This window comes from Hyphococcus sp. (assembly GCF_965267305.1).
GTDB lineage: Bacteria > Pseudomonadota > Alphaproteobacteria > Caulobacterales > Parvularculaceae > Hyphococcus.
The window spans coordinates 3,891,332-3,914,675 of record NZ_OZ253945.1; the positions used below are offsets into that span (position 1 = coordinate 3,891,332).

Below are 23,344 nucleotides of genomic sequence, written 5' to 3' on the forward strand. Positions count from 1 at the left end.
TAAGGAGACGAAAAGATGGCTCAATCACTTGGAACCGTAACAAAACGCGAGAATGGCGGCTTTGAAGGCACGCTGGCGATGATGACCTTGAACACCAAGATCACCATCGTTCCCAACGAGGCGAAGGACAATGAGCGCCAGCCCGATTTCCGCATCTACGCCGCCAATTCAAGCGGACGTAGGGGCAACGAGATCGGCGGCGGCTGGAACCGCGTCGGGAAAAATTCCGGCAAGCCTTATGTCTCGCTCACTTTCGCGCATCCGGCCTTCGGCGAGAAACGCGTTTTCGCGAACCTCGCCCGCGCCGCCGGACAGGAAGACGAGCGCGTCCTCGCCATTCTCTGGAATCCGCAAAGCTGATTGCGGCGATCGGCGACGACGATGACCCCGCGCGAGTGATCGCGCGGGGTCTCGCATGCTAATGGAGGAAAGCGCTGCGGAGAGCCGGCGCCCCACACGACTTAAGGCGCTACTCAGCCGTGTCATTGGGAATAACTTTTTGAATGAGGCGTTGAGCATTCTTTTGGCAAATGCTGCCTGCGCCGAGATCGGTTCTTTGATCAGCCCACACAAACTTCACAATGTCATCGTCTTGATCAGGACATTTCACGAGATGAACATGTTCGAGCCTCTTTCCCTCGCGTGACAGAGCGGCGAATGGATCGCCGCTGTTGCGGTCGAAGAGGGCTTCTCTCGGCAGCTCCCCAAGCAGAAAGCCTCGCAGAGCCTTCGCCGATATTCGTTGTTCTTCCCAGCCGTCTCTCGACCAGCCCCGTAAAACGTCTCCAATATGGTCCATTCGTGCTGACCAGAACCAGCTCGGCCGCGAGTTCCGCTCTGCGGCGGAGGGCTGTAAAACCACACTCGGCATTTCCGAGCATACCTTGTCAAAGAAGGCCTGCATCCGCTCTTGAAACGTTTCGTCTAATGCGAAAACCTTGGCGGTGACTTCGTCCCAGTTTTTGGGGAAATCGCTGCGGTTGAAGATCAATGGCCTGTCCCGGCGACGTGTCGAAAAGACAGCCAGAAATTGAATGTCTTCATATCGTTTAAGAAAGCGCGTGAATAATTCACTGTTCCAGTTCTTCCATCCATGCGGCTCGGCGCGCAAGTAGCTGCAGCCGCCATCCGTAAGCATTACGCCTTTGATGAGAGTTCGCGAATTTTTCACCTGGTTTCGCGCCGCGCTCAATGCGCGCCAGACGACATGGTCCTGATAACGTTTCTTCGTTTTAGGCCGCGGGAAATGATAGGGGAATGATTCTTGGCTGGCGTCATACGCGATATGAAAGTTGACGCCTTGCCGCCTGTCCCAAAACTGACGGCTCCAGCTTCGTCCTCCTTCAGCCTTGTAATGGCGCAACCACGGCCGGACTTTTTCGTTGAAGAAAAGCGGCATTTCTCCGCGAGACGGAATCGCTGGCCGGACATCCTCGCCTTCGACCCATTCCTCCACGCGGAACGACAGACCTTTGAGATCGATCCCAACTGCTTCGGCGATGCGTATCACTTCTTGGAAAAAGAGGTCTTCAGTTCGAGCCGCTTCAAGGCCATCCTGAAAAACAGTTTTTATGTCGGCGATGAAGTCAGGCGCGTCCGCCCACGAGTCCGTAAACAATATATCCGGGCAAGCGCCGTCGTCGAGCGCTTGCTCGTAACGCAATTCCCCAAACCTGTCGAAGGCATCCAGAAGCGCTATTTCCCACTCTGTCGCAATCGCAGCATTTCCGCCTTTGATGAGTTTCCCGATGATGTTCTTGTAATTTTCTTCGGTGAGGACGCGCCCAACGCGGAGCAATCCGTCTTCAGTAGAGCGCTTTGAAAAGATCGGCACAGAACCTCCCGCAGATTGAAACTCACATCAGTTCAGATGTGGTCTCTATATTTGATGCTCAACGTCGCCGTATCAATAGGTTGGCTATGATGGAATTGGCCCGGCGAATGCTACGGAAGTCGTCGCAATCTTCAGTGAGTTTCCTATCACGCGCGACTCGAGTCGGCTACGCATGTAGAGAGGCTCAATAGCCGAAAAATCTCGTCAATCAACTTTCACACCCCGGCGCCTAAAGGCGCATACCGGCCTGCGGCCGGGAAGGGAGCAAGCCCAACCATATCAGGCCGTTAGAATTGCACAGCCTCGTGTACAAACTAGCGAATTCGCTGTGTACGTTATCCAGCGCGGCAGAAAAAAATGCGCCTATCAACAATGCGATGTCAGCCGGTAACGCTGTACACGCATCATGATGCTACTCCCGTTCGAGATTTCTCTCCTTTTGGCGCAGGCTGAAACGGATACCGGACATGCGCGAGGGACTGTCCAAAGTCGTTGCGAGACGTTGCAAAAGGCGGGCGATATTAGGCGGCTGGATGACCTTTTTGGGCCTCATTTCAGCATGTTTTTCGGGCTGCATTTGCGTTGTTTTCGCGCGCAAATCCGACCGAATTTCCAGCGAATTCTCATGCCCGCGCGCCTGAATAATCTCCGGTTTTGGCGTCAGCTTGTGCTGATTTTCCAGATCGAATTCTAGGGTTTTCGCTTCCTCCCGCCATTTGGAAAGTAGAGCCTCGCGGTTCATTTCCTGCTTGGGTTTTCGGGTGCGAAGCGCCGCCATCTCCATGCCTTTCGCGGTCGAATAGCCGTAGGTTTCGGCCGCATTTTCGATAGCCTCGCGGCGCTTCGAGAAGGCGCGTTCGACATCCCTCGGGATCGCCGTCACGCGAAAACTCTCAGCCTCTCTTGTGATGCCGACGCCCGATCTCTCGAGCCCGTTCGCGAATTCAGCGCGGTACATGCTGCCGGCTTCCTTCTGCGCAAGATAGAGTTCGCGACCGACAATCGCGCCCCAGCTCCCGTCATGACGGGGCGCCAGATTGAAGATGAAGGCATGGGTGTGGAGCTGGGGATCGAGGTCGCGGCTCGTATGATGATCGAAGGCCGCGACCAGCAGCCCGGCGGTTCTTTCCTTTATACTTCCGCGCCGTCCACGGCGGGCCCAGGCATGATTGTTTTCGAGATGTTTGAGGGCGGTATTAACCGCCTTTTGGTGCGCCGCTTCGATAGTCTGGCGCTGGTTTTCGTTTGAAAGAGCCCACAAGACCGAAGCCGATTTCGGAGCTGAGAACGTCATGTCCCAGCCCGCCGTATGGGCGATCCCGTTCGCCAGAATCAGCCGCTCGCCGGTTCTCGGATCAAGGCCTTCGAGGGCCGCTTCGAAGTCGGATTTCGAGACCGAACCCTCAAGAGAAAGCCGTTCCGCAGCGCGGCCTTCCCAGCGTCCGGGGGCTTCGCCCTCGCGCGCGTAATAGTCGTCCTTGCCCATATGCTGATAGTAGGCCGCAGCTGCGGCGACGCTTTTGCGGACCGAGATCGAGGCGACCATCAGTCGTCCCTGTCGCCCCGGATGAAGGCTGCGTCGGCTTTCGAGATCGCGCTTTCGGGTTCGGCTTTTACGCCCGGCTTGCCATATCTGGCGCGTTCGGTCGCCCGATAAGTCCACTGCGCCGGCTGCGATGCGGGCCGCAATTGCTGTTGGCGAACGTAAGGAAGATCGAGTTCGTAGGCGTCTTTGCCGGGGCCGAGCATCGCCACGCGGATGCTTTTCCGGCGCGGTCCGAGGCGGTTCGAAAGGTCTGCGGCGGTCACCACGCGGCGGGTTTCGCGAGTGACGTACTCCGTTACGGTCGCATGGGCGCCGCTGGTTCCGGTGCTGCGCACTTTATATTCGACGTCCTGATCGCCGATCATCAGGCTCGCTTCCTCCGCGCCGCGACCGAAATTGAGCCGCGTAATGACCTGCGTTCCGATCATGCCGATCCAGGAATCGGCGCGCTCGCGGCCGTATACGGCGCGGATCTGGGCGATGTCCTGCGCCCCGAGAACCACGATCACGCCCTTCGAGCGTCCCATATCGAGGAAGGTCGAGAAGTCGCTCATGCGCGGCAATTGCGGGAATTCGTCGAGGAAAAGCCAGACCCGCCGTGTGCGGGATTCCGGCAAGGATGGGCTGCCGACGGCCGAGGAAAGAAGGCCCAGAAGACCGCTGATCCATGCGTTCGAAAGCTCCGGATATTTGGCGTCGCGCTGCAGGATCACCGGCTTCGTATGATCCATTTGCAGCCATTCGTTCACCGAAAACCGCGCCGGGTTCTCCTGTCCGCCCCAGCTTTCAGCGAGCGCGCTCACGACATTCAGATGCGCCTGAAACGTCGTCAGCACGCTTTGCGCGGTCTTGCTGGCGGGGTCTTTCAGGACCCGCATGGCTTCGGGATGATAGGTTTGCGCGGTCTTGAATAACGCCGCCGCATCCTGAAGCACGACGTCCCTGAGATCGGCCCAGCTCCATTGTTCGGACCTTTCGGCCTGCAATTGCGCGATGCAGGCGACGAAGATTTCGCGCGCGGCGTCCGACCAGATCGGATCGTTGCTGGCCGGGATAAACCGCGCCGCCAGTTCCCTCGCATCCTGTTTGGTGCGACAGTCGGCGGCGACGTCCCAGACGAACGAACGTTCGTCCTGGGGCGCCATCAGCGCAGGTTCCGTCGGCATGGTCGCCGTCATGTCGCCTTTTGTGTCGAGCACCAGCACCTTGTCGCCGCGGCAGATGGCGGCGTGCATTAGATGCAGCATGGTCTGGGTTTTGCCTGCGCCGACGCTGCCCCAGATCAGCCAGTGGCGAGTCTCGCGCTCGGCGCTGGTATGAATGCCCGGCGGAAATTCGAGGCCTTTTCCAAACCGCCGGCGCTCCGCGGCGCAGGCGCTGCGCAGGCCTGCACGGGCCTCGCCGCCAGTCAGATAGCGCCGCCCGCGGACGACTTTCGCTTTCGGGCGCTCCATGCGCGCGGCAAGCGCGAAAGTAAACAGAGCGAGGACGCCAGCGCCGGACAGCGAAATCAGCGCCCAATAACGGGCGTTGAATGCTGATAGCGAGCCAGTGTCGGCGAGACTTGCGCGGCAAACGCCCCAGAAATGTGCCGCATAATTGTCGAAGAAGTATGTGCGCGTCCGATATCTCGCGCACTGTGAAACAAAGTTCGGATCATATCTGGCGAGGCCGCCTTCCGGCGCCCGGCCGACAGGCGTCCATCGCTTGAAGCCCGTCTCGAAGACGGCGAGCGCCGCCGCGAAACTGAAAAGCGCGGCGAGAAACAGGAGCTTCTTTGCATTACTCATGATGGAAATTATCCTTTGAATGCTCGCCGGTGAGCACCTGTAGGAGGGCTTCGAACATGGCGAGAAGCCTCTCTAGGGAGGCCGATTGCTCGTCTGATTTTTGTGAAATTGACTGCATTTCTTGGCTGATGGCCGCGAGGCGCCGTTCGATAGACAGCGTGCGTTCGGCCTGTTCGCGGGGGTGCCCGTTGATGAGGCCCGCAAGGATCAGTTCGCGTGCAATGGCGGTTGGACGGCCTTTGACGATGTTTGCGTGTTCATGAAGGCGTTCCACGGCGCGGGCGGGCAAGCGGATCGTCAACGGACGGGTATTCGCGCCGGTCACTGTGTCCCCGCATCACCCGTATGACGGCGCTCTCTCGCCGCCATCCATTCATAGAGCGCTCTCCGGCGGTACCGTACGACGCGGCCAAGCTTCAGGAATTTCGGGCCGCCGCCGCGCGAGCGCCAGGTCGCAAGCGTTGCAGGAGGCACGCCCGTCACTTTCGCCGCCTCTTTCGCGTTTACCGCCTCATCGAACCAGCCGGGATTAGCGCGCGCGATCTCGTCGAGCGGCGGAGGGGCGGGCGGATAAAGTTGTGGTCTTTCGGCCATGATCTCGTCTCCTCGTTACTGAAACGAGGACGAGCCCAGCACAGGCGAAATCGGCGAAATAGTGAGGAAATTTCGTCAAATTCAGAAGTTCTAATGCAAAGGAGAGCAAAAAGGTCGAGTTTGCTCAGACTTCGCGGCACCTGTATCCAGTATAGGGCGTAGCCGAATGAATTCGCTCTTGAATCCGAAATGCCGTTGCGAACATTGCGCAACTTAAATAGCTATCGAATATGAAATGTCCGTTGCTATCAGAGCACCTCATCATCTCAGACTCAGTCGAAATCGCCGCCCAAGCGGCCTGCATTCTATGTGAACCCAAAAAGTACCTATCAGTAGTTGACGGCCCACGACTAACTCGCCCGGACGGCGAATCAGAGGTTATTCGCCGGAACAACGTTGCGGCTCGAATTCGAGCTTCGCGAATAATAATGGCAGGACTTTCGGATAGTTCAGCGCAGTCGTTTGATCGGCATTTTCCAGCCAAGAAAGTTGTGCGCGTCAATTCCGAGGAAGATGTGCTCACTCACTTGGCGCGAAGCTCGAATTTGTCGATGCGAAGATTGCCTTGGGGGCGCAAGAATATCGGCGTTGGGCTACTAAAAGCGTTTCGCTCGAATGCTCTCATAGAAATTCACGAAGATCTTGATACAGAAGATCATTTGGAATCAAAGTCAGGGCATCTCGTCGTTTGTGAGGCAGGTGAGGATATTTCTGAGATCATTGCAGCGACTTATGCATATGCTCTGGGTGCTGGGATAAAAATTATTCCGCAAGTCGACGAGAGCTTTAGTGGACGGTTGCTCGAAAGGTTTTATTCACTCTATGAGTCTGTTGGGGACACAAAGCCTCGGTCTGATTACCTTCATGATATCCAAGATGAGATGCGATCGTTATGCGGAGATATCGATACTTCCGTAAACACTTCCCTGACTATCATCTCCAAGGAATTACCGTTTGGTTTGGCATTTCCCGAGGTGCCTTCAACTCACTTATTTAGTTACCCAGACTTGGGGTTAGCCGTCGCAAATGGGTTCGCAGCAGAACAAGCGAGAACGAGAGGAACGAATGTTGCGCTTCTAATTGATCCCGAACAAACAGAAGCGCCAGAAATCCAAACAATCTCTCAAAGTCTCGCGAAGCGGAAAGCGTTTGTACGCGGATACTCTGGCAAGGGAGCTAGTGTAAGGGCGGTATCAGATGCAGTTGAATTATTTCCTTACGATCTTCTCGTTTTCGCCACACATTGTGGCGACGCGACGGGTTATCGATGGACATACGAATTTCGCGACAGTGAGGGGTACGACCGCAGGTTGGTTGTAGATATCGCGCTAGGTGTCGGTAAGACTCATCAAAAGGATATTTTGGATGTTGTCCAATACATGCGCTTTCATGAACTAGATGGCGTCGATTGGACGGATCCCGAAAAAGAAAAGAAGGTCCATATTGGAAATGCCATAAGAGATTTTACAGATCGATACCGATCAGACGACTCCTTTAAGCCAACAAAAAAGGAGCAAATCGACCGGGTATTAGGCTCGGCTGCGCTAAGAATGTACGACAATAATTATCTTGCGATTCAAACCTCCCTTGCGAATAATGGTACGCCAATTGTTATCAACAATGCCTGCGGATCGTGGCACAGGCTCGCAAGTGATTTTGTTTTTGCTGGTTGTAGAGCGTACATCGGCACCATGTTTCCAATCACAACTTCCGAAGCCCATGATGTTTTAAGTAACGTTTTTGGCAAGCAGTGGGGAAAAGTATTGCCACATGCGCTGTGGGCAGCTCAAAACTCTGTTTACAGAGACAGCGTGCGAAGGCCGTATGTGGCGACAGGCGTATATTGTGCCAAAATTAGGATCACGCCAGAGAATATTCCACTAACGCTTGTCGAGCGTTTACTTGATGGTCAAAGTGCTGCGACGCGGATGCAACAGCGAGCGAAAAGCGAAGCGAACGGTTTTCTCGAACGTAGGGCTAGCGATGCGCTTGAATTCTATAAGCGAGAGATTGCAGGAATTGTTAAAAGATACGGATTGACCAACTAGCAGCATTGCTAATTGCCCTAATTCGACTTGGCCAGCCGTACGCCCGGCCCGCCACCATTAGCGTCGATGAATGCAACGCCGGCATCTTCTAGCGCGGCCCGGATCGCAGCGAGATTATTTCGGTTCGGTGTGCGGCGGCCGTTTTCAAAATCGACGATAACACTTCTCGAAACCGAAGCGGCCTCCGCCAAAGTTGCTTGATCCATATCCACGAGTCCGCGGGCTGCTCTGCATTGATCTGCGGAAATAGTCATTTTGACGGACGTTAGCCTTTTTGATTGACTTTAAGTCGGAACTCAGTCATATTGTCTAACACAGATTACTCGTGCGGAGGGCACCTCCGCACGAGGGGGGACGATTCGCGCAAAAAAGCGAGGAAGCCTTATGACCAATCGCCAAAAATCCACGTTGTCGCGAAACCGCCGAGGGCGCGCGCGCAAGGGCAATGCGTTAAATACCGTTGATATCTCCGACCGGCTTTACACCGTCATGGCGGAACTTTTCGTCGTCTCCGACGCTGTCGCCGGAAGCGAGCTTGATAGCCCTAAAGTGAACGGCTTGCGGATGATCCTTTTTCGTCAGATCGACGAGATCAGAAGTCTCAAAGACATCATCCACCCGCGGACGCCACGGAAAACCAAGGAGGCCGCATCATGACGACTCGCCGCACAATTCTGCAGGGCGTCGCCTCACTGGTCGCCCCCGCTGAAATCGAAATTGGAGGAGCGCTTGACGCTTCGCCAAGCGACTCGCCCTTCGGCATCCTGATCGACGAATACCGCGAAATGCTCAATCAGCTCGACCGCCTGTTCGCTGTCCGCAACCGGGTCGAAAAAATCGCGTTCGCCCAGAAAGGTGATGCAAGGGACTGCTCGGAGCTGCGCCTTATCGATCAGAAAGCAAACGCCTGGTATCAGACCGAGAAAGAGATGATCCGGCTTGCATCGCGCACGCGCGCAGCATCTGTCGACGAGGTCGTCCAGAAGTTGATTTTGTGGCGGTTGGTTCAATTCGACCAGCCAAGCTTCAACAATGCGTGCGACATGATTCCCTTTTCGGCCTATCGCGATCTGCTTTTCCTAGCCGGAAGAGAATCGCTGACAAAGGACTCGGACGAAAAAGCACTGGCAATCGTGTGGGACGATGAAGCGTTTAACTACTCCGCCGACGATGATGACGATGATTTTGACGATGGCGAACCGTTTTACGGCGAAGACGAAGAAGACGAAGAAGACGAAGAAGATTGAACAAGGTCGTTTGATCATAGTTTATACAATTTGCTACCGGAGGTTGCGGACGGGATAAACTTGATCGAATCCGTTTGCGGCCGCCTTGAAATAGCGAAACAACGTCCGCCGGAGGGCTATCTCCTAGTTCATCAAAAGGTTTTAGACCTCGTGGGCGAGAAATCCAGCCGTCGTATTGCCGTTCGTCCCGCGATGGCGTTGAATAAGTCAAACGTCGGAGGGGCCAATGTTTTTCAAGAAAAGCAAAGTTGACGATCAACTGTCATTTGTTCAGCCGGAAGCCGTTCGTCGGGTAGGCAAAGAGCATGCGCGAGAGACGGTGCAAGGGTGGGCGGTATTTGACCCCAAGAAGATACTCTATGACGGCAAAGAAGGCGGATATTCAATCGCGATTGGGATAGTGGATGGCGAAAGGACCGTCTGCGCCATTAGGTGGAACGGCGAGATCTACGATGAAGTGGATGAGGGCGGCTTTGCTCATACGGGAACGCCAAAGCAAGAAGCCTTTGCAACTTGGTTTGTTTTGCCAGATTTTCTATACGAGTCTGCCGTTAAAGCGACTTATTCGCATCTGGAAAGTGAAGCGTTACGGTTATTTGCTGCGGAGGCATAGCAATAGTGTCTCGCACCATCGGCTTCCTCGGCCTCCTTGCAAGTATCGTGGCGTTGGCATCGCTTATTTTCAGTGCATTCCACGAACCTCTTTACCCTTATATGCTAGGCATCATGGGAGGTTTCGTAGAAGCTTACCGCACTATGCGGGACGCTCTGTTCAGCGGGCTCGGCTGGATATTATTAGCGCTGATTAATTGGGCCGGAAACTGGCTTGATTGGTTGCCGCCGACGCCATGGTTCCATTTTTCCAACGCGGCAAAAGACGCTTTCACATTTTATTGCCTGATAGCAGCCGCGATGTTGCGAGTGCTCTACCGCCACTGGGGAAATAATCCATGGCATTGGCAAGGTAAGTCCTTTTGGGCATGGTGGGAAAATTTTCTTTTGAGCCTTTTGTTTCCTATACTGATTATACTTTCTCTCTTCCCTCTGGGAAAAAATGTACGAGACCGAATTGGCGCGAGCTCAATTAAGCTTGCCATGGTGGAACTAGGAAAAGCCTTGCTGGGGACTCTAGTTTTCTTTTTCTTTGTTGTCGCCGAAAACCGAATTGGGCTTTAGTGGGTAGTGGATTTCAACTCCCAGTCGTTTTCCTGTTTAAGTCATCCGTAAACAGTTATCATTGTTGCTATTCTAGTAATTCACGGACGTCCGGCCGCGAAAAGCGAGAAGGTCTTTGGCATTTCCTAAATTAATGACCTTTGGACCGCAAAATTTCGCCCATCTTACGCTGTATCGTCGCGACGCTTGGGAGGTCGCCTTCTTCGAACTCCTCTGCGGCGCGTTTCCATACCTCATAGGCGAGCAGTTTTTTCGGAAGCTTCGGTTTCTCTGTTCTAAGTTCCAGAAGCGCCTTGGTGATGCTGCGCCACGCGGCTTTCTGCGGTCGGCCCCGCGTACTCTGCATGGTGCCAATGTGTTTTACTTTGGCGGGGTTTGACGGGAGTTTTAAGCACTGTGATTCGTCCTGATCCAGAAACGGCGGCACCGGGATCTGGCGCAGCGTAAACCAGCGGTGCAGTTTATCACGCGGCACATAGATATCTTCGAGAAAACGCCGTCCGGCCTTCGGGTAGTGATCGAAAGGCATCTTGGTGAGCGCCGCGAACGCCTCTTCTTGACCTTCGGGTCTGGCTATGTCGTGCAGAAGGTTATGCCATTGCAAGGCTTCGCCGGGCAGTGCGTCGAGTGATTCCATGACGCTGGCTATGGTCATCCGGTTTGCGCCGAAATATTGCTGGGGTTTCGGCGAGAGCTTCCGTTGGGCGGGCGTCATTTCGGCGGGCGGCATCTCTATTGGCACATGGAGCCAGTTTTCAGCAGTGTCGCGCGCCTCTGGGGCAGCCTTGTCGAATAGATCGATGGGCGAGGGATCGAATGCGCCAGAGAAGACGGCGCGCGCCAGCATGTCCATGATGTCCGCGCTGTCGAGGCCGGGATGGTTTTCAGCGGCAAGCCTTGCAGCCCGGCCGAGCTTCAGGAACCGTTCATCGAACGGCGAAATGTAAGTTAGCGCCGTTCTGACTTGTTTGCTTGCAGAGGAATTCTCTTTAGGCATCGCGAACTCCAGATCACTTACTTTAGTCCGGTTCGATTTAAGCATCTATTCGTCTTTGTGTGGAGTAGAAAGCTTCGCAATTGTTCCAATGCTCCACAAACTGCCGCAACGCTCCGCAACGAACTGCAAAACGCACACGGATAAACCAAGCGGGTCAGGCACCGGCGTCGGCATGGACTGCATTGAATTCCCCGACGTGCTTCATCTCGTCCGCATGGCGCGTCTTGGTGTGAATTCCCATGCGGCGAAGGATCGTGTCGCTGACACGGTCTGCTGCGTCCGCGAGCACTTGATCCACTTGATGAGCATAACGGCCTGTGACGCTCGAGACGCGGTGTCCAAGCAAGCCCGCGATGATGAGCTCGCTGTAGCCGAGTTCGAATGCAACGGTTGCATAGCTGTGTCTGTAAACGTGTGGGGACACGCCTTCGAGCCCGGCTTCCTTATTGAGCCAATGGACAAACTTGCGCACTTCCGTGAGGGGGCCCTCATTGACCGGGGAGGGGAAGACCCATTCGTCATCCTTACCGATGCCCCGGCCAAGGATATGGTTCATCGCCGCCTGTCCGCAGGGACGCATCTGCGGCCCCGTCTTCGTATCGAGAAACCGGAAGCAGCGGCCCCTCGCGTCGATCTCGCCCCATTTTAGCTTCAGGATTTCGGAGCGGCGACAGCCAGTGAGCAGAAGTGCGATGGTCGCATCTCTCGTCGTTGCGCCGAATCCCTTACGTTCCGCCAGTTTCAGTGCCTCGCCGAGGGCGGCGTATTCTTTCGCGTTAAGGTAACGAGTTCGCTTGCCGTCGGCCGGCTTGTCGATATCGTGACAGGGATTGGCGTCGACCCAGCCCTTCCGGATTGCATAGCGATGCATCGTCGAAAGCAGCATAACGGACTTGGCGCCGACATGAATGCCGCCACGCACGATGGAGCGTCCGCGCGGCTTCGTGCGAACGTCGCGGGAGGTTTTCCCGTCACGCACATCGAACATAAATCGTTCGACATCGGCGCGAGTGAGATCCCCAAGCATTATTTTGCCGAGCAGGGGCTTAATGTGTCGCTCGATACGGCCCTTGTCGACCGCCAGCGTTGACGGCTTTTTGGGGCGGCTCCGGTACAAGACGCGGCCAGCTTCTGCGTCGCAATAATAACGGTCGCACAGCTCTGCGATGGTCATCCGGCCTTTTTCGCGCTTCGCGTCCGCGACAGGATCGCCGCCGCCGGCGACCTTGCCGAGTTCTATGCGCGCAAGCTTGCGAGCCTCGTCCAGCGTCAAATGGCTGACCTTGCCGAGCGATTTCTTCCGCTGCCGGCCGTCCGGAGCATAGTATTTAATCTCATATGTTTTCGCGCCGGTCGGTTTCACCCGCACGCTAAAGCCCGGGATGTCTCTATCCCAGATCGAAAAGTCTTTTCCGGCTACTGGTGCAAGCGTTTCGACGAATCGCTTTGTCAGCTTTTCCGCGCTTCGGCGTGGCATCTCGGGACCTCATTCTATCTGCGACGGGGTACTTAGAGGGTACTATGGGGACGCAAATTCTGGCTTCGTCAGACAGCCCACAAAGTACTCTTAGAGATTCAATGGCGCAATAAATAATTGAAATTCAATCCAAAATCAAACTACATCAAAGATAGACAATCCAGAGCAAATAAAGGTCCACGAAACTGTCACGCCGGAGGTCGCGGGTTCAAGTCCCGTCACTCGCGCCAGATTATCCAAGCAAATTTAATACTTTAAGAGCGGAGCCGCCAAGTGGCTCCTTGTGCGCAACTCGCTGGGTAAGCACAGGGTAAGCAGATCAAATCAACCGCCAGCAAACTTAAGCGGCGATGCACAAAGTCTGCGGACGCAATCGTCATATGTTGTAGGTCTCTCTCTTCTTGTTGAAGCGCATGCAGTAGACGTGCTTTCGCACCGGGTACTCTCCAACCGGCCAGCCAAAAGAACTTTGGCGTTTATGGGCACGCGCTAACACAAGCGAGGCAGACGAAGCCGACGCGTTAAAGAACCGCGCTTTTTTTAACATCTCCGAGACGACGTGTTAAAAGCCGTCACCTCTAGCCGCCCTTCGAACCGTAGCTCTGTACATTGGAGGGCTGGGCGCGCTAGGGACGCATCGGGCGAATTCGCATTAGAACAAGGGTAGATTATCGGGTATAATTGGGTATAATCGGGTGTAGAATCGGATATTTTGAGGCCCATGAAAGACCCAAAACTTGCCCTGACGCCTGACTTTGTAAAGCTCATCGCTGAAATTGATGAGTTCAAAGGGCGCTGGCAAGCCCTCGAAAACCTTTCACCCGACCGCCTCAAAGCCCTACGAAAAATCGCCACCGTCGAAAGCGTCGGCTCGTCCACCCGCATCGAAGGGGCGAAGCTTAGCGACGCCCAAGTAGAAACCTTGCTCTCCAATCTGGAGAAGACGTCCTTCCTCTCCCGCGATGAGCAGGAGGTCGCCGGTTATGCCGAGGCAATGGACCTCGTATTCGAGGCCTTCGCAGATTTGCGGCTGACCGAGAACCACATCAAACAGCTTCACCAAACTTTGTTGCGGCGTAGCAACAAGGACGAGCGCCATCGCGGCTCTTACAAGACGCTGCCCAACCATGTCGTCGCCTTCGATGCGGACGGCAATGAAATCGGCGTCGTGTTTGAAACGACAACGCCATTCGATACACCGCGCGAGATGGAAGAATTGGTCGCCTGGACGACCAAGGCGATCAGCGAAGAAGCCTTCCATCCACTTTTGATCGTCGCTGTTTTTGTCGTTGTCTTTCTGGCGATCCATCCGTTTCAGGACGGGAATGGACGCCTCTCGCGCGTGCTGACGACCTTACTATTGCTCCGCGCTGGCTACGACTATGTGCCGTACGCTTCCCTCGAAAGTGTGATCGAGGAAAACAAGGATTTGTACTACAAGGCGCTGCGCCGCACGCAGACAACCCTGAAAGGCAAATCCCCCGACTGGGAGCCGTGGGTCGGTTTCTTCCTGCGTTGCCTGAAAAAGCAAAAGGACAATCTGACCCGCCGCCTTGAGGCCGGTCAGGCGCAGGAAGCAGATGATTCCGAGCTTCCTGCGCTTTCGGTCGAGATCATCGACCTCATCCGCAAGAACGGTCGGCAGACAATTGCTCAGCTAGCGGACGGCACAGAAGCGAACCGCAACACATTGAAAGTGCGGCTCAGAGAACTGGTCAATCAGGGCCGCATCCGCCGCCACGGAAAAGCGAGAGCGACATGGTATTCCATAAAGTAAATGCGATGTGAGGCAAAACAAACGTGAACACCACAAAATAAAATGCTAAACAGAAACAAGACGAAAAAGCGGATTCATCATGTTTGAGCAGGCCTTTAAAAATATCGACGATGCGCTGCGCAAGGAAGCAGGCTGCACGACCGAACTGGATTATACAGAGCAGTCGTCCTGGGTATTGTTTCTCAAATATCTCGATGACTTGGAGGCCGAGCGCGCGACGCGGGCCGAGCTGGAAGGCAAGCCCTACAACTATATCATCGATGACGCGCATCGTTGGTCGAAATGGGCGGCTCCGAAGACCGCCAAAGGCGAGCTGGATCGTGACCACGCGCTGACAGGCGATGACCTCATTGCTTATGTTAACGATGAGCTGTTCCCGTACCTAAGAGGCTTTAAGCAGCGCGCCTCCGACCCGCATACGATTGAGTACAAGATCGGGCAGATATTCAGCGAGATCAAACCCAAGTTCAATTCGGGCTACAATTTACATGACGTGCTGGAATTTACGGATGAGCTGGAGTTCGGCTCGCAGGACGCCAAGCATGAGATGTCCGACCTCTATGAGGTCAAGATCAAACGCATGGGCAATGCGGGGCGGAATGGCGGAGAGTACTACACGCCGCGCCCGCTCATCCGCGCAATGATCAAGGTGATCGATCCGAAGATTGGCGAAACCATATATGACGGAGCAGTGGGTTCAGCGGGCTTCCTGTGTGAAGCCTTCGAATACATGCGCCCGAACGCCAAGAGCACCAGAGACCTTGAGACGTTACAAAAGCGTACATTCTCGGGCGTCGAGAAAAAGAGCCTAGCCTATGTCATTGGCATCATGAACATGATCCTGCACGGTATCGAAGCGCCAGACATCGTGCATGACAATTCACTGGGGCGCTCGCTCACAGATATCCAGCCCAGAGACCAAAAGGATGTGATCCTCGCCAATCCGCCCTTCGGCGGTTCCGAGCGGCGGGAAATTCAGCAAAACTTTCCGATCCGCACGAGCGAAACTGCGTATCTATTTCTCCAGCATTTCATGAAAATGCTCAAACCCGGTGGACGTGCTGCCGTGGTTATCAAGAACACGTTCCTTTCGAACGGCGATGCCGCGGCCCTGCGGAAGGAACTTCTCTCCACCTGCAACCTGCACACCGTGCTCGATTGCCCGCAGGGCACGTTTCAGGGGGCGGGGGTGAAAACGGTCGTACTGTTCTTCGAGAAGGGCGCGCCCACCCGCGATATCTGGTACTACCAGCTCGACCCTGGCCGTTCTTTGGGCAAGACGACGGCGCTCACCGATGCAGACTTCGAGGAATTTGTGCGCTTAGCCGCTAAGCGCACAGACAGTGCAAAAAGCTGGAGCGTGAATGCCGCCGATCTTGATCAGGCCAGCTTTGATATGTCGGTCAAAAACCCGAACAAGAATGACGAAGTCGTCTACCGCGAGCCCGAAGATATCATAGACGAGATGATAGCCCTTGATGCCGAAAGCGCGGACATTCTCCAGAGTATAAGGGGTCTGCTATGAGTGGCAAATGGCAGAGAGTTCGACTGGATACCGTCTGCGAGAAGATTCAAGACGGCGCACACCATTCTCCTAAAACCACCTTTGCCAAGCCCGGTCCAAATCTATTCCCCTATATCACGTCAAAGAATATTCGGAATGGTAGAATGGATTTAAGCCGTGTTGAATATGTGGATGCGACATTTCATCAGTCGATTTACCCGAGGTGTAATCCCGCCATCGGAGATGTATTACTTACAAAAGATGGGGCAAACACGGGCAATGTATGCCTTAACACACTGGACCAACCGATCAGCCTTCTCTCAAGCGTATGCTTGATCAAGACATTATCGGAAAAGTTACTACCAAAATGGTTGATGTATTACATTCAGAGTGCGGAAGGCTTTGCGTCCATCACTGGTCAGATGACCGGGGCAGCAATCAAACGTATCATACTTAGGAACATAAAGTCGTCGAAAATACCTCTTCCACCTCTCGAAGAACAAAAGCGGATCGTTGCAATTCTTGATGAGGCGTTCGAGGGTATCGCCAATGCCACAGCCAACGCTGAGCGGAATTTGGCGAACTCTGAGGAACTTTTTGACAGTCAACTTCAGTCCATATTCGACGATCAGGGCGGGGCTGAGTATGAGTTGTCAGATGTCTGCTCGATTGAGTCCAGTCTTATAGACCCGAAGGCGGCTGAGTTCGCGAACCTTCTCCACATTGGTGGCGGGAACATAATCACCAAGTCGGACGAATTGATCGATTTGAGGACCGCGAAGGAAGAAGGACTCATCTCAGGAAAGTTTTTATTCGACCGGGAAACAGTTCTGTACAGCAAAATTCGACCCTACTTGATGAAGGTTTCGCGGCCTGATTTCACGGGGCTGTGCAGCGCCGACATTTATCCTCTAAAGCCGCGCAAGAGGGTTCTAGATCGAGACTACCTATATTTTTTACTGCTTTCTAAGAGATTCACTGACTACGCCGTGGAAGGTTCTGGCCGGGCCGGGATGCCCAAGGTCAACCGCAAACACCTTTTTGCCTACCGTGTAAGGCTTCCGGATTTGAAGTCGCAGAAAGCAGCGGCAGCGAAAATTGACAGTACAATGAACGCGCGTAGCCAACTATCCAAAGTATATCGTTCGAAACTCCGCGCACTCTCGCAACTTCGGCAAACGCTTCTTCAAAAAGCTTTCTCCGGTGAGCTCACCTCTGCCAATGAACGTGAGGCGAATGTAAATGCTGTGGCTGCCACCACATCGCCGCAGTTCACAGCCGATGTCTTGGCATTTGCATACGCGAAGCACCGCGCTGCTCAACGTGACCGAACGTTTGGTCGCGTAAAGGGGCAGAAGGTGCTGCACCTCGTGGAAGCCGTTGCTGGTGTCGATCTAGGACGTGATCCGATCAAAGACGCAGCCGGCCCAAACGACAGCGCTCATATGCGTCGCGCTGAAAGCTGGGCGGCGCAGCAAGATTATTTTTCTTTCGAGGCGCGCGGAGGTGGCGGCTATGATTTTAAACCGGGGCGCAATTTCGAGAAAACGCTCGCCAGCGCATATGCTCGGCTATCTGCTCAAAAAGATGAAATCGCGAAGGTTATTGACCTGCTTGTGCCGATGGACTCTCAGGAGGCGGAGGTTCTTGCGACGGTTCATGCAGCCTGGAACAACCTCATTATCGACGGCGTCGAACCGACGCGCCATGCGATCATTGCCGAAGCAAGAGAGAATTGGGCCGCCAGCAAGCTGGAAATCCCCATAACGAAGTTTGAAAAAGCGATCCGCTTCATTCGGCAAAATAACATCATCCCAGACGGCTCCGCCAAAGCTGTTCGCGCAAGGCAGGAGTCCCTGTTTTGAACGAAGCTGAGACCCGCGCAGAGGTGATTGATCCCGCTCTTGCCGCCGCTGGCTGGGGCGTTGTCGAAGGCAGCCGCGTAGCGCGCGAGTTTCACATCACCGCCGGACGCCTTGAAGGCGCAGGGCGTCGGGGCAAGGCGGAAATCGCCGACTATATTCTAGTGTACAAGGGCCAACGGCTTGGCGTCATCGAAGCCAAGAAACGCGATGCGCATGTGACAGAAGGGCTGGGCCAAGCCAAGGCCTATGCGACCAAGCTCCAAATTCGCTTTTGCTACTCCACGAACGGGCGCGGGGTATATCGCGCCTGTATGGAAACGGGAGCGGAAGGCGAGGTTTCCGGCTTTCCCACCCCTGACGAATTATGGGCGGCGACATTTGCGCAAGAAAATGAATGGCGCGAACGCTTCGCCGCCGTGCCGACCGAAGACAAGGGGGGCTCTTGGGCATCGCGCTACTATCAGGATATTGCTATCGCGCGCGTACTGGAAGCCATCGCCAAAGGTGACAGGCGCATCCTGCTGACGCTGGCCACTGGAACGGGTAAAACCTTCATCGCCTTCCAACTTGCCTGGAAGCTCTACCACAGCCGCTGGAATCTATCAGGCGAGCCCAAACGCCGTCCGCGCATCCTGTTTCTTGCGGACAGGAACATACTGGCTGATCAGGCCTACAACGCCTTCTCACCCTTTGCAGATGACGCCCGTGTGCGCATCGTGCCGTCAGAAGTGCGCAAGACGGGTCGTGTGCCGAAGAACGGGTCTCTCTTCTTCACAATCTTTCAGACCTTCATGAGCGGCACGAATGCGGATGGTGTACCGACTCCATCCTTCTTCGACTACCCGCCTGATTTCTTCGATTTCATTGTCATTGACGAATGCCATCGCGGCGGCGCGAAGGACGAGAGCAACTGGCGCGGAATACTCGAATACTTCGAGCCCGCAGTGCAGCTCGGCCTGACGGCAACACCTAAGCGCAAGGACAACGTGGATACCTACGCCTATTTCGGCGAGCCCGTTTACATCTATTCGCTGCGCGAAGGGATCAATGACGGCTTCCTGACGCCGTTCAAGGTGCAGCAGATCGCTACGACGCTTGATGAGTATGTCTACACACGCGATGATGATGTGTTGGACGGCGAAGTCGACGAAGGTCGCCTCTACACTGAGGTCGATTTCAACCGCATCATCGAAATCGCTGAACGCGAAAAGTATCGCGTAAAGACCTTCATGGATATGATCGACCAGAACCAGAAGACACTCGTCTTTTGCGCGACGCAGAACCACGCCGCCGCTGTGCGCGACCTCATCAACCAGATAAAATCATCCAAAGACCCGAATTACTGCGTGCGGGTGACGGCCAACGACGGCGCGGCGGGCGAAACTTGGCTGCGCGCGTTTCAGGACAATGAGAAGACGATCCCGACGATCCTGACGACATCGCAGAAGCTTTCGACCGGCGTCGATGCGCGGAACGTGCGCAACATTGTGCTGATGCGCCCCGTGAACTCGATCATCGAATTCAAGCAAATCGTCGGGCGCGGGACACGTCTTTATGACGGGAAAGACTACTTCACGATCTACGACTTTGTGAAAGCCTACTCCCATTTTTCCGATCCTGAATGGGACGGCGAACCGCTGGAGCCATCCGAACCCACCGCGCCGCAGGCACCTGGCGCTCCGGGCCAGCCCAGAGGTGGCGATGGTGGGGGCGGAGAACCTGAGCCGCGTCCGCAGCGCATCAAGATCAAGCTTGCCGATGGCAAGGAACGCACGCTTCAGCATATCAGCTCGACCATGTTTTATAGTCCTGACGGCAGGCCGTTATCGGCGGCGGAATTCATCGAAAGGTTATTCGGCGAGTTACCAGCCTTGTTTAAAGACGAAGCAGAGCTTCGGCAGCTTTGGGGCGATCCGTCTGCGCGGAAAGTGCTTCTCGATGGTTTAAGCGAGCGTGGATACGGGCGCGAAGAGCTTCTTGAAATTCGGAAAATGATAAGCGCCGACAAGAGCGATATCTTTGATGTTCTTGCCTACATCGCTTTCGCATTGCCAACAATGACGCGCCTCGAACGCGTCGAAAACCGCAAGGCAACCGTTCTTTCGTCTTATGATGAGAAGCTGCAAGCTTTCCTGGACTTCGTACTAGCCCAATACGTGGAACGCGGCGTGGACGAGCTCGATAGCGAAAAGTTACCTGCGCTGTTGGAATTGAAGTATCGCGCAGTCGCCGACGCCGCTAAAGAACTTGGCGGCGCACCCCGTATTCGTGAGGCCTTCGTTGGTTTCCAGAAACATCTATTTGAGGGGAAATCCAATGTGTCTTGAGATTATATCGAACCCAGCCATCAAACATCTTTTTAATCGTGCTCTTAGAGACGTTCGCTCCGACCCTCCTGATGCAGGAGCTATCCAACAATGACGGATACAACCTTACATAATCCAGACCGATTTATGGTCGATTTGCGTCAAATCCTTTCGCAAGGGAAAAAGCGCATTGGGCTACTTTTAGGTGCGGGCGCTCCGGTGTCAGTTAGAGTGAACGCGGAAGGTAAGCTGGATGAGGCCGGCTCTCCGCTGATCCCCGATGTTGCTCGACTTACACAGACTGTTCTAGATGACTTGGAGGCCGAAGACCGTACTGTGATCGACCAGATATTGCCGGAATTGGGAGAAAATCCGAACATAGAGGCGATTTTGACCCGAGTTCGGCGTTTATCTCAAGCAATTGGCGGGACTGAAGTCTATGGCCTTAACGGGCAGGCCTATGAACAGCTTGCGCAGCGCATTTGTGAAAAGATAGGTGCAATCGTTGCCAGGTCGCTTCCGGAAGAGCCAAATGCTTTCACAGAACTTGTCTCATGGATTGGCGGGACTCATCGGGATTATCCCATTGAGATATTTACTCCGAACTATGACCTTCTTTTAGAGGAGGCGTTCGAGCGTGCCAGACTGCCATATTTTGACGGTTTCACAGGCGCGCACAAGCCATTCTTTGATCCGACGAGCATCGCTCATGACGCTCTTCCGGCACGCTGGTCGCGCATGTGGAAGATACACGGTTCGTTGGGATGGGAGGTGAAACCGGACGCTATTATTAGGACTGGAAGTCGGAACGCTACTGAACTCATTTATCCGGATCACCTAAAATACGATCAGATTGCACGCCAGCCGTATTCTGCGCTTTTCGAACGCCTGCGCGACTTTCTCACTACGCCAGACACCATTCTGATTTGCTCCGGATTTTCATTCTTTGACGCGCATATATGCGCCGTCTTCGATGAAGCGCTGTCAACAAATAACCACACCGCAATTCTCGCATTCCAGTTCAAGCCGCTTGAGGAAGAAGAGTTGGCTATTAAGCTTGCATTGCGACGGCCAAACCTGAGTATTTATGCGCGTGATGGCGCGGTTATTTTCGGAGTGAAGGGCAAATGGAGTCCCGGAGAGCCTCCGACCGAAGAATGGAAAAGCATTAGGCGCACGTTCTGGGAAACAAAGGAAAATGGCGAAAGCCACTTCGTGCTGGGTGATTTTGTAAGACTGGCCAGGTTCTTCGCATTGGCCCAGGCAGACGATATCTTTCACAGTCCCGACACAACACCTGTTAAGGCTGACCAAGCTGAGGAAGCGCCGGGAGGTGATGCCGGAAATGCTTAGTCGTGATCCTACATTTCTGGGCAGTGTCGCATCAGTTTCCGGGTCTGCCGTAAGTGTCCACCTCGCGCAATCCGTGGCTTCCGGCCTGTCGATGATCGAAGGACGTGCTTACCGGATCGGACAGGTCGGTAGTTTCGTTAGGATTCCGCAAGGATATCAGGACCTGTATGGAGTTGTGTCCGGCGTTGGAGCAAACGCCGCCCCAAAGTCAGGCACATCGCCTGAAGCTGACACCGGACGTTGGATGGAGGTGCAGCTCGTCGGTGAAGCGATTAGTGGCGTATTCGAGCGAGGCATAAGTCAGTATCCGAATGTTGGCGATGGCGTACACATCACAACGGAGAGCAGTCTAGCGAAGATATATGGCGCTAGTGATCGCAGTCAGATTGTTATTGGTTCATTATCCAGTGCGGAGAGCATTCCCGCCAAACTCTCGCTCAATGAGCTTGTTACTCGGCATTGCGCCATACTTGGTTCAACCGGCTCCGGAAAGTCCACTACAATTGCTAGTCTATTGCGTTCGATTGCAAGCTCCGCAGAGGGAGTGGAGCACTATCCTAGCGCTCGCATCCTGATGCTCGATATTCATGGTGAGTATTCCGCTGCGCTATCGGATATTGCCAATGTCTTTTCGGTCGATCCGCAAGCCGGAGAACAAGAGTTATTGATGCCCTATTGGGCACTGGACGCTTCTGATCTGCTCGGTTTCCTAACTGGTGGTGTTGACGGGCCTAGAGAAACAGCATTCACAGACAAGATTTTTCAGCTCAAAGTAGCCGCTCACGCTGCACAGAATTTCCCAGGTGTTCAGGAAAGTTCGATTACAGTTGATACGCCCCTTCCGTTCAGCCTCAAGCGACTCTGGTATGATCTAATCGACTTCGAAATTGCGACGTTCGAAGGACCGAACCGTGATCAATCCACTCGCCAGAATGCGGGTGATCCTGATCAGCTCATTGCCCCTACCTACAAGCCGCATGCGATGGGTGCTCAGGGGCCATTCTTAAACCAACAAGCCATCGGCATTCGACGACAACTAAATCAACTGAGGTCTTTACTATTAGATCGCCGATACAATTTTCTTCTCCATCCTGGGGATTGGGAGCCAGCGCTGGATGGTACGATAAATAGGGACCTAGACGAACTTCTAGCTGGTTGGATTGGTGGCCCTAACCCAATTACCATCCTTGATCTGTCAGGTGTGCCAAGCCTCGTACTAGAGCGATTGGTCGGCTCCATTCTTAAGGTCGTGTACGAGTCTATTTTCTGGAGCCGTGAGAAGTCAGAAGGCGGCATCGAGCGCCCATTGCTGGTCGTTATGGAGGAGGCGCATCGTTACTTGTCGAGCGATGCCAGGGGATTAGCCTCGCAAACAGTGCAGAAGATCGCGAAAGAAGGAAGAAAGTATGGTGTAGGAGCCATGGTCATCAGCCAGCGGCCATCGGAAGTGGATGAAACCATACTATCCCAATGCGGGACTTACTTTGCTTTGCGTTTATCTAATCCGCAAGACCGGGCGAGGGTTCAGGGCACGCTTCCAGATGGGCTCGTCAGTTTGTTAGAAGTATTACCGGTTCTTAGAACCGGCGAGGCCATCGTGATGGGAGAAGCTGCCAAGTTACCAATGCGCTGTCGCATCACGCTTCCGCAAAAAGATCATCAGCCTAGGAGCAGTGATCCCAAAGTGAGCGAGCGGTGGTCGATCCCTCGCCGCGAAGAAGGTTATGATCGTGTTATCGCATCCTGGCGTGCCCAGCGCCCCAGAGCCACAATCAACACCGTCGCGATTCAGCGTCAGGCGGTCATTGATGAGTCAGAGGACGGGTAGGA

General features: G+C 54.5%; 20 protein-coding genes. 12 read left to right on the plus strand and 8 right to left on the minus strand.

Features of this window, described 5'->3' with window-relative positions:
* The first annotated feature begins 15 nt into the window (after positions 1 to 15).
* Positions 16 to 360, plus strand: coding sequence for a DUF736 domain-containing protein (locus ACQY5P_RS18890; protein WP_428408429.1), 345 nt, complete (start codon positions 16 to 18; stop codon positions 358 to 360).
* A 109-nt stretch (positions 361 to 469) separates the two neighbouring features.
* Here ACQY5P_RS18890 and ACQY5P_RS18895 read toward each other — a convergent pair whose 3' ends face one another.
* The 5 genes from ACQY5P_RS18895 to ACQY5P_RS18915 all read right to left on the minus strand — a co-directional run bounded on the left by ACQY5P_RS18895 (position 470) and on the right by ACQY5P_RS18915 (position 5,764).
* Entirely contained in the window at positions 470 to 1,834 is a 1,365-nt protein-coding gene (locus ACQY5P_RS18895; RefSeq protein ID WP_428408430.1) for a hypothetical protein, read from the minus strand.
* 412 nt (positions 1,835 to 2,246) lie between these two features.
* Positions 2,247 to 3,380, minus strand: coding sequence for a MobF family relaxase (gene mobF / locus ACQY5P_RS18900; protein WP_428408431.1), 1,134 nt, complete (start codon positions 3,378 to 3,380; stop codon positions 2,247 to 2,249).
* Complete coding sequence (locus ACQY5P_RS18905) at positions 3,380 to 5,170, minus strand: type IV secretion system DNA-binding domain-containing protein (RefSeq protein WP_428408432.1); 1,791 nt, start codon at positions 5,168 to 5,170, stop codon at positions 3,380 to 3,382. Before ACQY5P_RS18905 ends, mobF begins: the two co-directional genes overlap by 1 nt.
* Positions 5,163 to 5,495, minus strand: a complete 333-nt coding sequence (locus ACQY5P_RS18910; protein ID WP_428408433.1) for a hypothetical protein — start codon at positions 5,493 to 5,495, stop codon at positions 5,163 to 5,165. The genes ACQY5P_RS18905 and ACQY5P_RS18910 overlap by 8 nt, the downstream gene beginning before the upstream one ends.
* Complete coding sequence (locus tag ACQY5P_RS18915) at positions 5,492 to 5,764, minus strand: helix-turn-helix transcriptional regulator (protein WP_428408434.1); 273 nt, start codon at positions 5,762 to 5,764, stop codon at positions 5,492 to 5,494. Before ACQY5P_RS18915 ends, ACQY5P_RS18910 begins: the two co-directional genes overlap by 4 nt.
* Positions 5,765 to 6,192: 428 nt before the next feature.
* Here ACQY5P_RS18915 and ACQY5P_RS18920 point away from each other — a divergent pair, with 428 nt between their 5' ends.
* Positions 6,193 to 7,812 (plus strand): hypothetical protein, encoded by a 1,620-nt coding sequence (locus ACQY5P_RS18920; RefSeq protein ID WP_428408435.1) that lies wholly within the window; start codon positions 6,193 to 6,195, stop codon positions 7,810 to 7,812.
* Positions 7,813 to 7,829: 17 nt separating this feature from the next.
* On the opposite strand, the gene ACQY5P_RS18925 is transcribed toward ACQY5P_RS18920, so the two are convergent.
* Positions 7,830 to 8,066: a helix-turn-helix domain-containing protein gene (locus ACQY5P_RS18925; protein WP_428408436.1), complete on the minus strand. Its 237-nt coding sequence runs from the start codon at positions 8,064 to 8,066 to the stop codon at positions 7,830 to 7,832.
* 130 nt (positions 8,067 to 8,196) lie between these two features.
* Here ACQY5P_RS18925 and ACQY5P_RS18930 point away from each other — a divergent pair, with 130 nt between their 5' ends.
* The 4 genes from ACQY5P_RS18930 to ACQY5P_RS18945 all read left to right on the plus strand — a co-directional run bounded on the left by ACQY5P_RS18930 (position 8,197) and on the right by ACQY5P_RS18945 (position 10,235).
* Entirely contained in the window at positions 8,197 to 8,469 is a 273-nt protein-coding gene (locus ACQY5P_RS18930) for a hypothetical protein (RefSeq protein WP_428408437.1), read from the plus strand.
* Positions 8,466 to 9,059 (plus strand): hypothetical protein, encoded by a 594-nt coding sequence (locus ACQY5P_RS18935; protein ID WP_428408438.1) that lies wholly within the window; start codon positions 8,466 to 8,468, stop codon positions 9,057 to 9,059. Before ACQY5P_RS18930 ends, ACQY5P_RS18935 begins: the two co-directional genes overlap by 4 nt.
* A 226-nt stretch (positions 9,060 to 9,285) precedes the next feature.
* Positions 9,286 to 9,672 carry a hypothetical protein gene (locus ACQY5P_RS18940; protein ID WP_428408439.1) on the plus strand — a complete coding sequence of 129 codons (387 nt, stop codon included), beginning with the start codon at positions 9,286 to 9,288 and terminating at the stop codon, positions 9,670 to 9,672.
* A 5-nt stretch (positions 9,673 to 9,677) separates the two neighbouring features.
* A complete protein-coding gene (locus ACQY5P_RS18945; protein ID WP_428408440.1) occupies positions 9,678 to 10,235 on the plus strand; it encodes a hypothetical protein in 558 nt (185 codons plus the stop codon).
* A 130-nt stretch (positions 10,236 to 10,365) separates the two neighbouring features.
* Here the strand turns inward: ACQY5P_RS18945 and ACQY5P_RS18950 are convergent, their stop codons facing one another.
* Both ACQY5P_RS18950 and ACQY5P_RS18955 read right to left on the minus strand, forming a co-directional pair.
* Positions 10,366 to 11,277: a hypothetical protein gene (locus tag ACQY5P_RS18950; protein ID WP_428408441.1), complete on the minus strand. Its 912-nt coding sequence runs from the start codon at positions 11,275 to 11,277 to the stop codon at positions 10,366 to 10,368.
* Between the two features lie 109 nt (positions 11,278 to 11,386).
* Positions 11,387 to 12,709, minus strand: a complete 1,323-nt coding sequence (locus ACQY5P_RS18955) for a tyrosine-type recombinase/integrase (protein ID WP_428408442.1) — start codon at positions 12,707 to 12,709, stop codon at positions 11,387 to 11,389.
* A gap of 721 nt (positions 12,710 to 13,430) precedes the next feature.
* On the opposite strand from ACQY5P_RS18955, the gene ACQY5P_RS18960 reads away from it, so the two are divergent.
* The 6 genes from ACQY5P_RS18960 to ACQY5P_RS18985 all read left to right on the plus strand — a co-directional run bounded on the left by ACQY5P_RS18960 (position 13,431) and on the right by ACQY5P_RS18985 (position 23,342).
* Positions 13,431 to 14,486, plus strand: a complete 1,056-nt coding sequence (locus tag ACQY5P_RS18960; RefSeq protein ID WP_428408443.1) for a Fic family protein — start codon at positions 13,431 to 13,433, stop codon at positions 14,484 to 14,486.
* Positions 14,487 to 14,565: 79 nt separating this feature from the next.
* The gene (locus tag ACQY5P_RS18965) at positions 14,566 to 16,011 is read left to right on the plus strand and encodes an N-6 DNA methylase (RefSeq protein WP_428408444.1); all 1,446 of its coding nucleotides are present in this window, start codon (positions 14,566 to 14,568) and stop codon (positions 16,009 to 16,011) included.
* Entirely contained in the window at positions 16,008 to 17,855 is a 1,848-nt protein-coding gene (locus tag ACQY5P_RS18970) for a restriction endonuclease subunit S (RefSeq protein WP_428408445.1), read from the plus strand. The genes ACQY5P_RS18965 and ACQY5P_RS18970 overlap by 4 nt, the downstream gene beginning before the upstream one ends.
* Positions 17,852 to 20,182 carry an EcoAI/FtnUII family type I restriction enzme subunit R gene (gene hsdR / locus ACQY5P_RS18975; protein ID WP_428408446.1) on the plus strand — a complete coding sequence of 777 codons (2,331 nt, stop codon included), beginning with the start codon at positions 17,852 to 17,854 and terminating at the stop codon, positions 20,180 to 20,182. The genes ACQY5P_RS18970 and hsdR overlap by 4 nt, the downstream gene beginning before the upstream one ends.
* Positions 20,183 to 20,272: 90 nt before the next feature.
* Positions 20,273 to 21,514: an SIR2 family protein gene (locus ACQY5P_RS18980; protein ID WP_428408447.1), complete on the plus strand. Its 1,242-nt coding sequence runs from the start codon at positions 20,273 to 20,275 to the stop codon at positions 21,512 to 21,514.
* A 91-nt stretch (positions 21,515 to 21,605) separates the two neighbouring features.
* Positions 21,606 to 23,342 (plus strand): ATP-binding protein, encoded by a 1,737-nt coding sequence (locus ACQY5P_RS18985; RefSeq protein WP_428408448.1) that lies wholly within the window; start codon positions 21,606 to 21,608, stop codon positions 23,340 to 23,342.
* Positions 23,343 to 23,344 lie beyond the last annotated feature (2 nt).

Bases quoted from the DNA above. Each gene is read 5' to 3' on its own strand.
- ACQY5P_RS18930 (WP_428408437.1), top strand. From the start codon at position 8,197: ATGACCAATCGCCAAAAATCCACGTTGTCGCGAAACCGCCGAGGGCGC.
- ACQY5P_RS18965 (WP_428408444.1), top strand. From the start codon at position 14,566: ATGTTTGAGCAGGCCTTTAAAAATATCGACGATGCGCTGCGCAAGGAA.
- ACQY5P_RS18980 (WP_428408447.1), top strand. From the start codon at position 20,273: ATGACGGATACAACCTTACATAATCCAGACCGATTTATGGTCGATTTG.
- ACQY5P_RS18985 (WP_428408448.1), top strand. From the start codon at position 21,606: ATGATCGAAGGACGTGCTTACCGGATCGGACAGGTCGGTAGTTTCGTT.
- ACQY5P_RS18925 (WP_428408436.1), bottom strand. From the start codon at position 8,066: ATGACTATTTCCGCAGATCAATGCAGAGCAGCCCGCGGACTCGTGGAT.
- ACQY5P_RS18890 (WP_428408429.1), top strand. From the start codon at position 16: ATGGCTCAATCACTTGGAACCGTAACAAAACGCGAGAATGGCGGCTTT.
- ACQY5P_RS18920 (WP_428408435.1), top strand. From the start codon at position 6,193: ATGGCAGGACTTTCGGATAGTTCAGCGCAGTCGTTTGATCGGCATTTT.
- ACQY5P_RS18970 (WP_428408445.1), top strand. From the start codon at position 16,008: ATGAGTGGCAAATGGCAGAGAGTTCGACTGGATACCGTCTGCGAGAAG.
- ACQY5P_RS18915 (WP_428408434.1), bottom strand. From the start codon at position 5,764: ATGGCCGAAAGACCACAACTTTATCCGCCCGCCCCTCCGCCGCTCGAC.
- mobF (WP_428408431.1), bottom strand. From the start codon at position 3,380: ATGGTCGCCTCGATCTCGGTCCGCAAAAGCGTCGCCGCAGCTGCGGCC.
- ACQY5P_RS18940 (WP_428408439.1), top strand. From the start codon at position 9,286: ATGTTTTTCAAGAAAAGCAAAGTTGACGATCAACTGTCATTTGTTCAG.
- ACQY5P_RS18950 (WP_428408441.1), bottom strand. From the start codon at position 11,277: ATGCTTAAATCGAACCGGACTAAAGTAAGTGATCTGGAGTTCGCGATG.
- ACQY5P_RS18960 (WP_428408443.1), top strand. From the start codon at position 13,431: ATGAAAGACCCAAAACTTGCCCTGACGCCTGACTTTGTAAAGCTCATC.
- ACQY5P_RS18905 (WP_428408432.1), bottom strand. From the start codon at position 5,170: ATGAGTAATGCAAAGAAGCTCCTGTTTCTCGCCGCGCTTTTCAGTTTC.
- ACQY5P_RS18955 (WP_428408442.1), bottom strand. From the start codon at position 12,709: ATGCCACGCCGAAGCGCGGAAAAGCTGACAAAGCGATTCGTCGAAACG.
- ACQY5P_RS18935 (WP_428408438.1), top strand. From the start codon at position 8,466: ATGACGACTCGCCGCACAATTCTGCAGGGCGTCGCCTCACTGGTCGCC.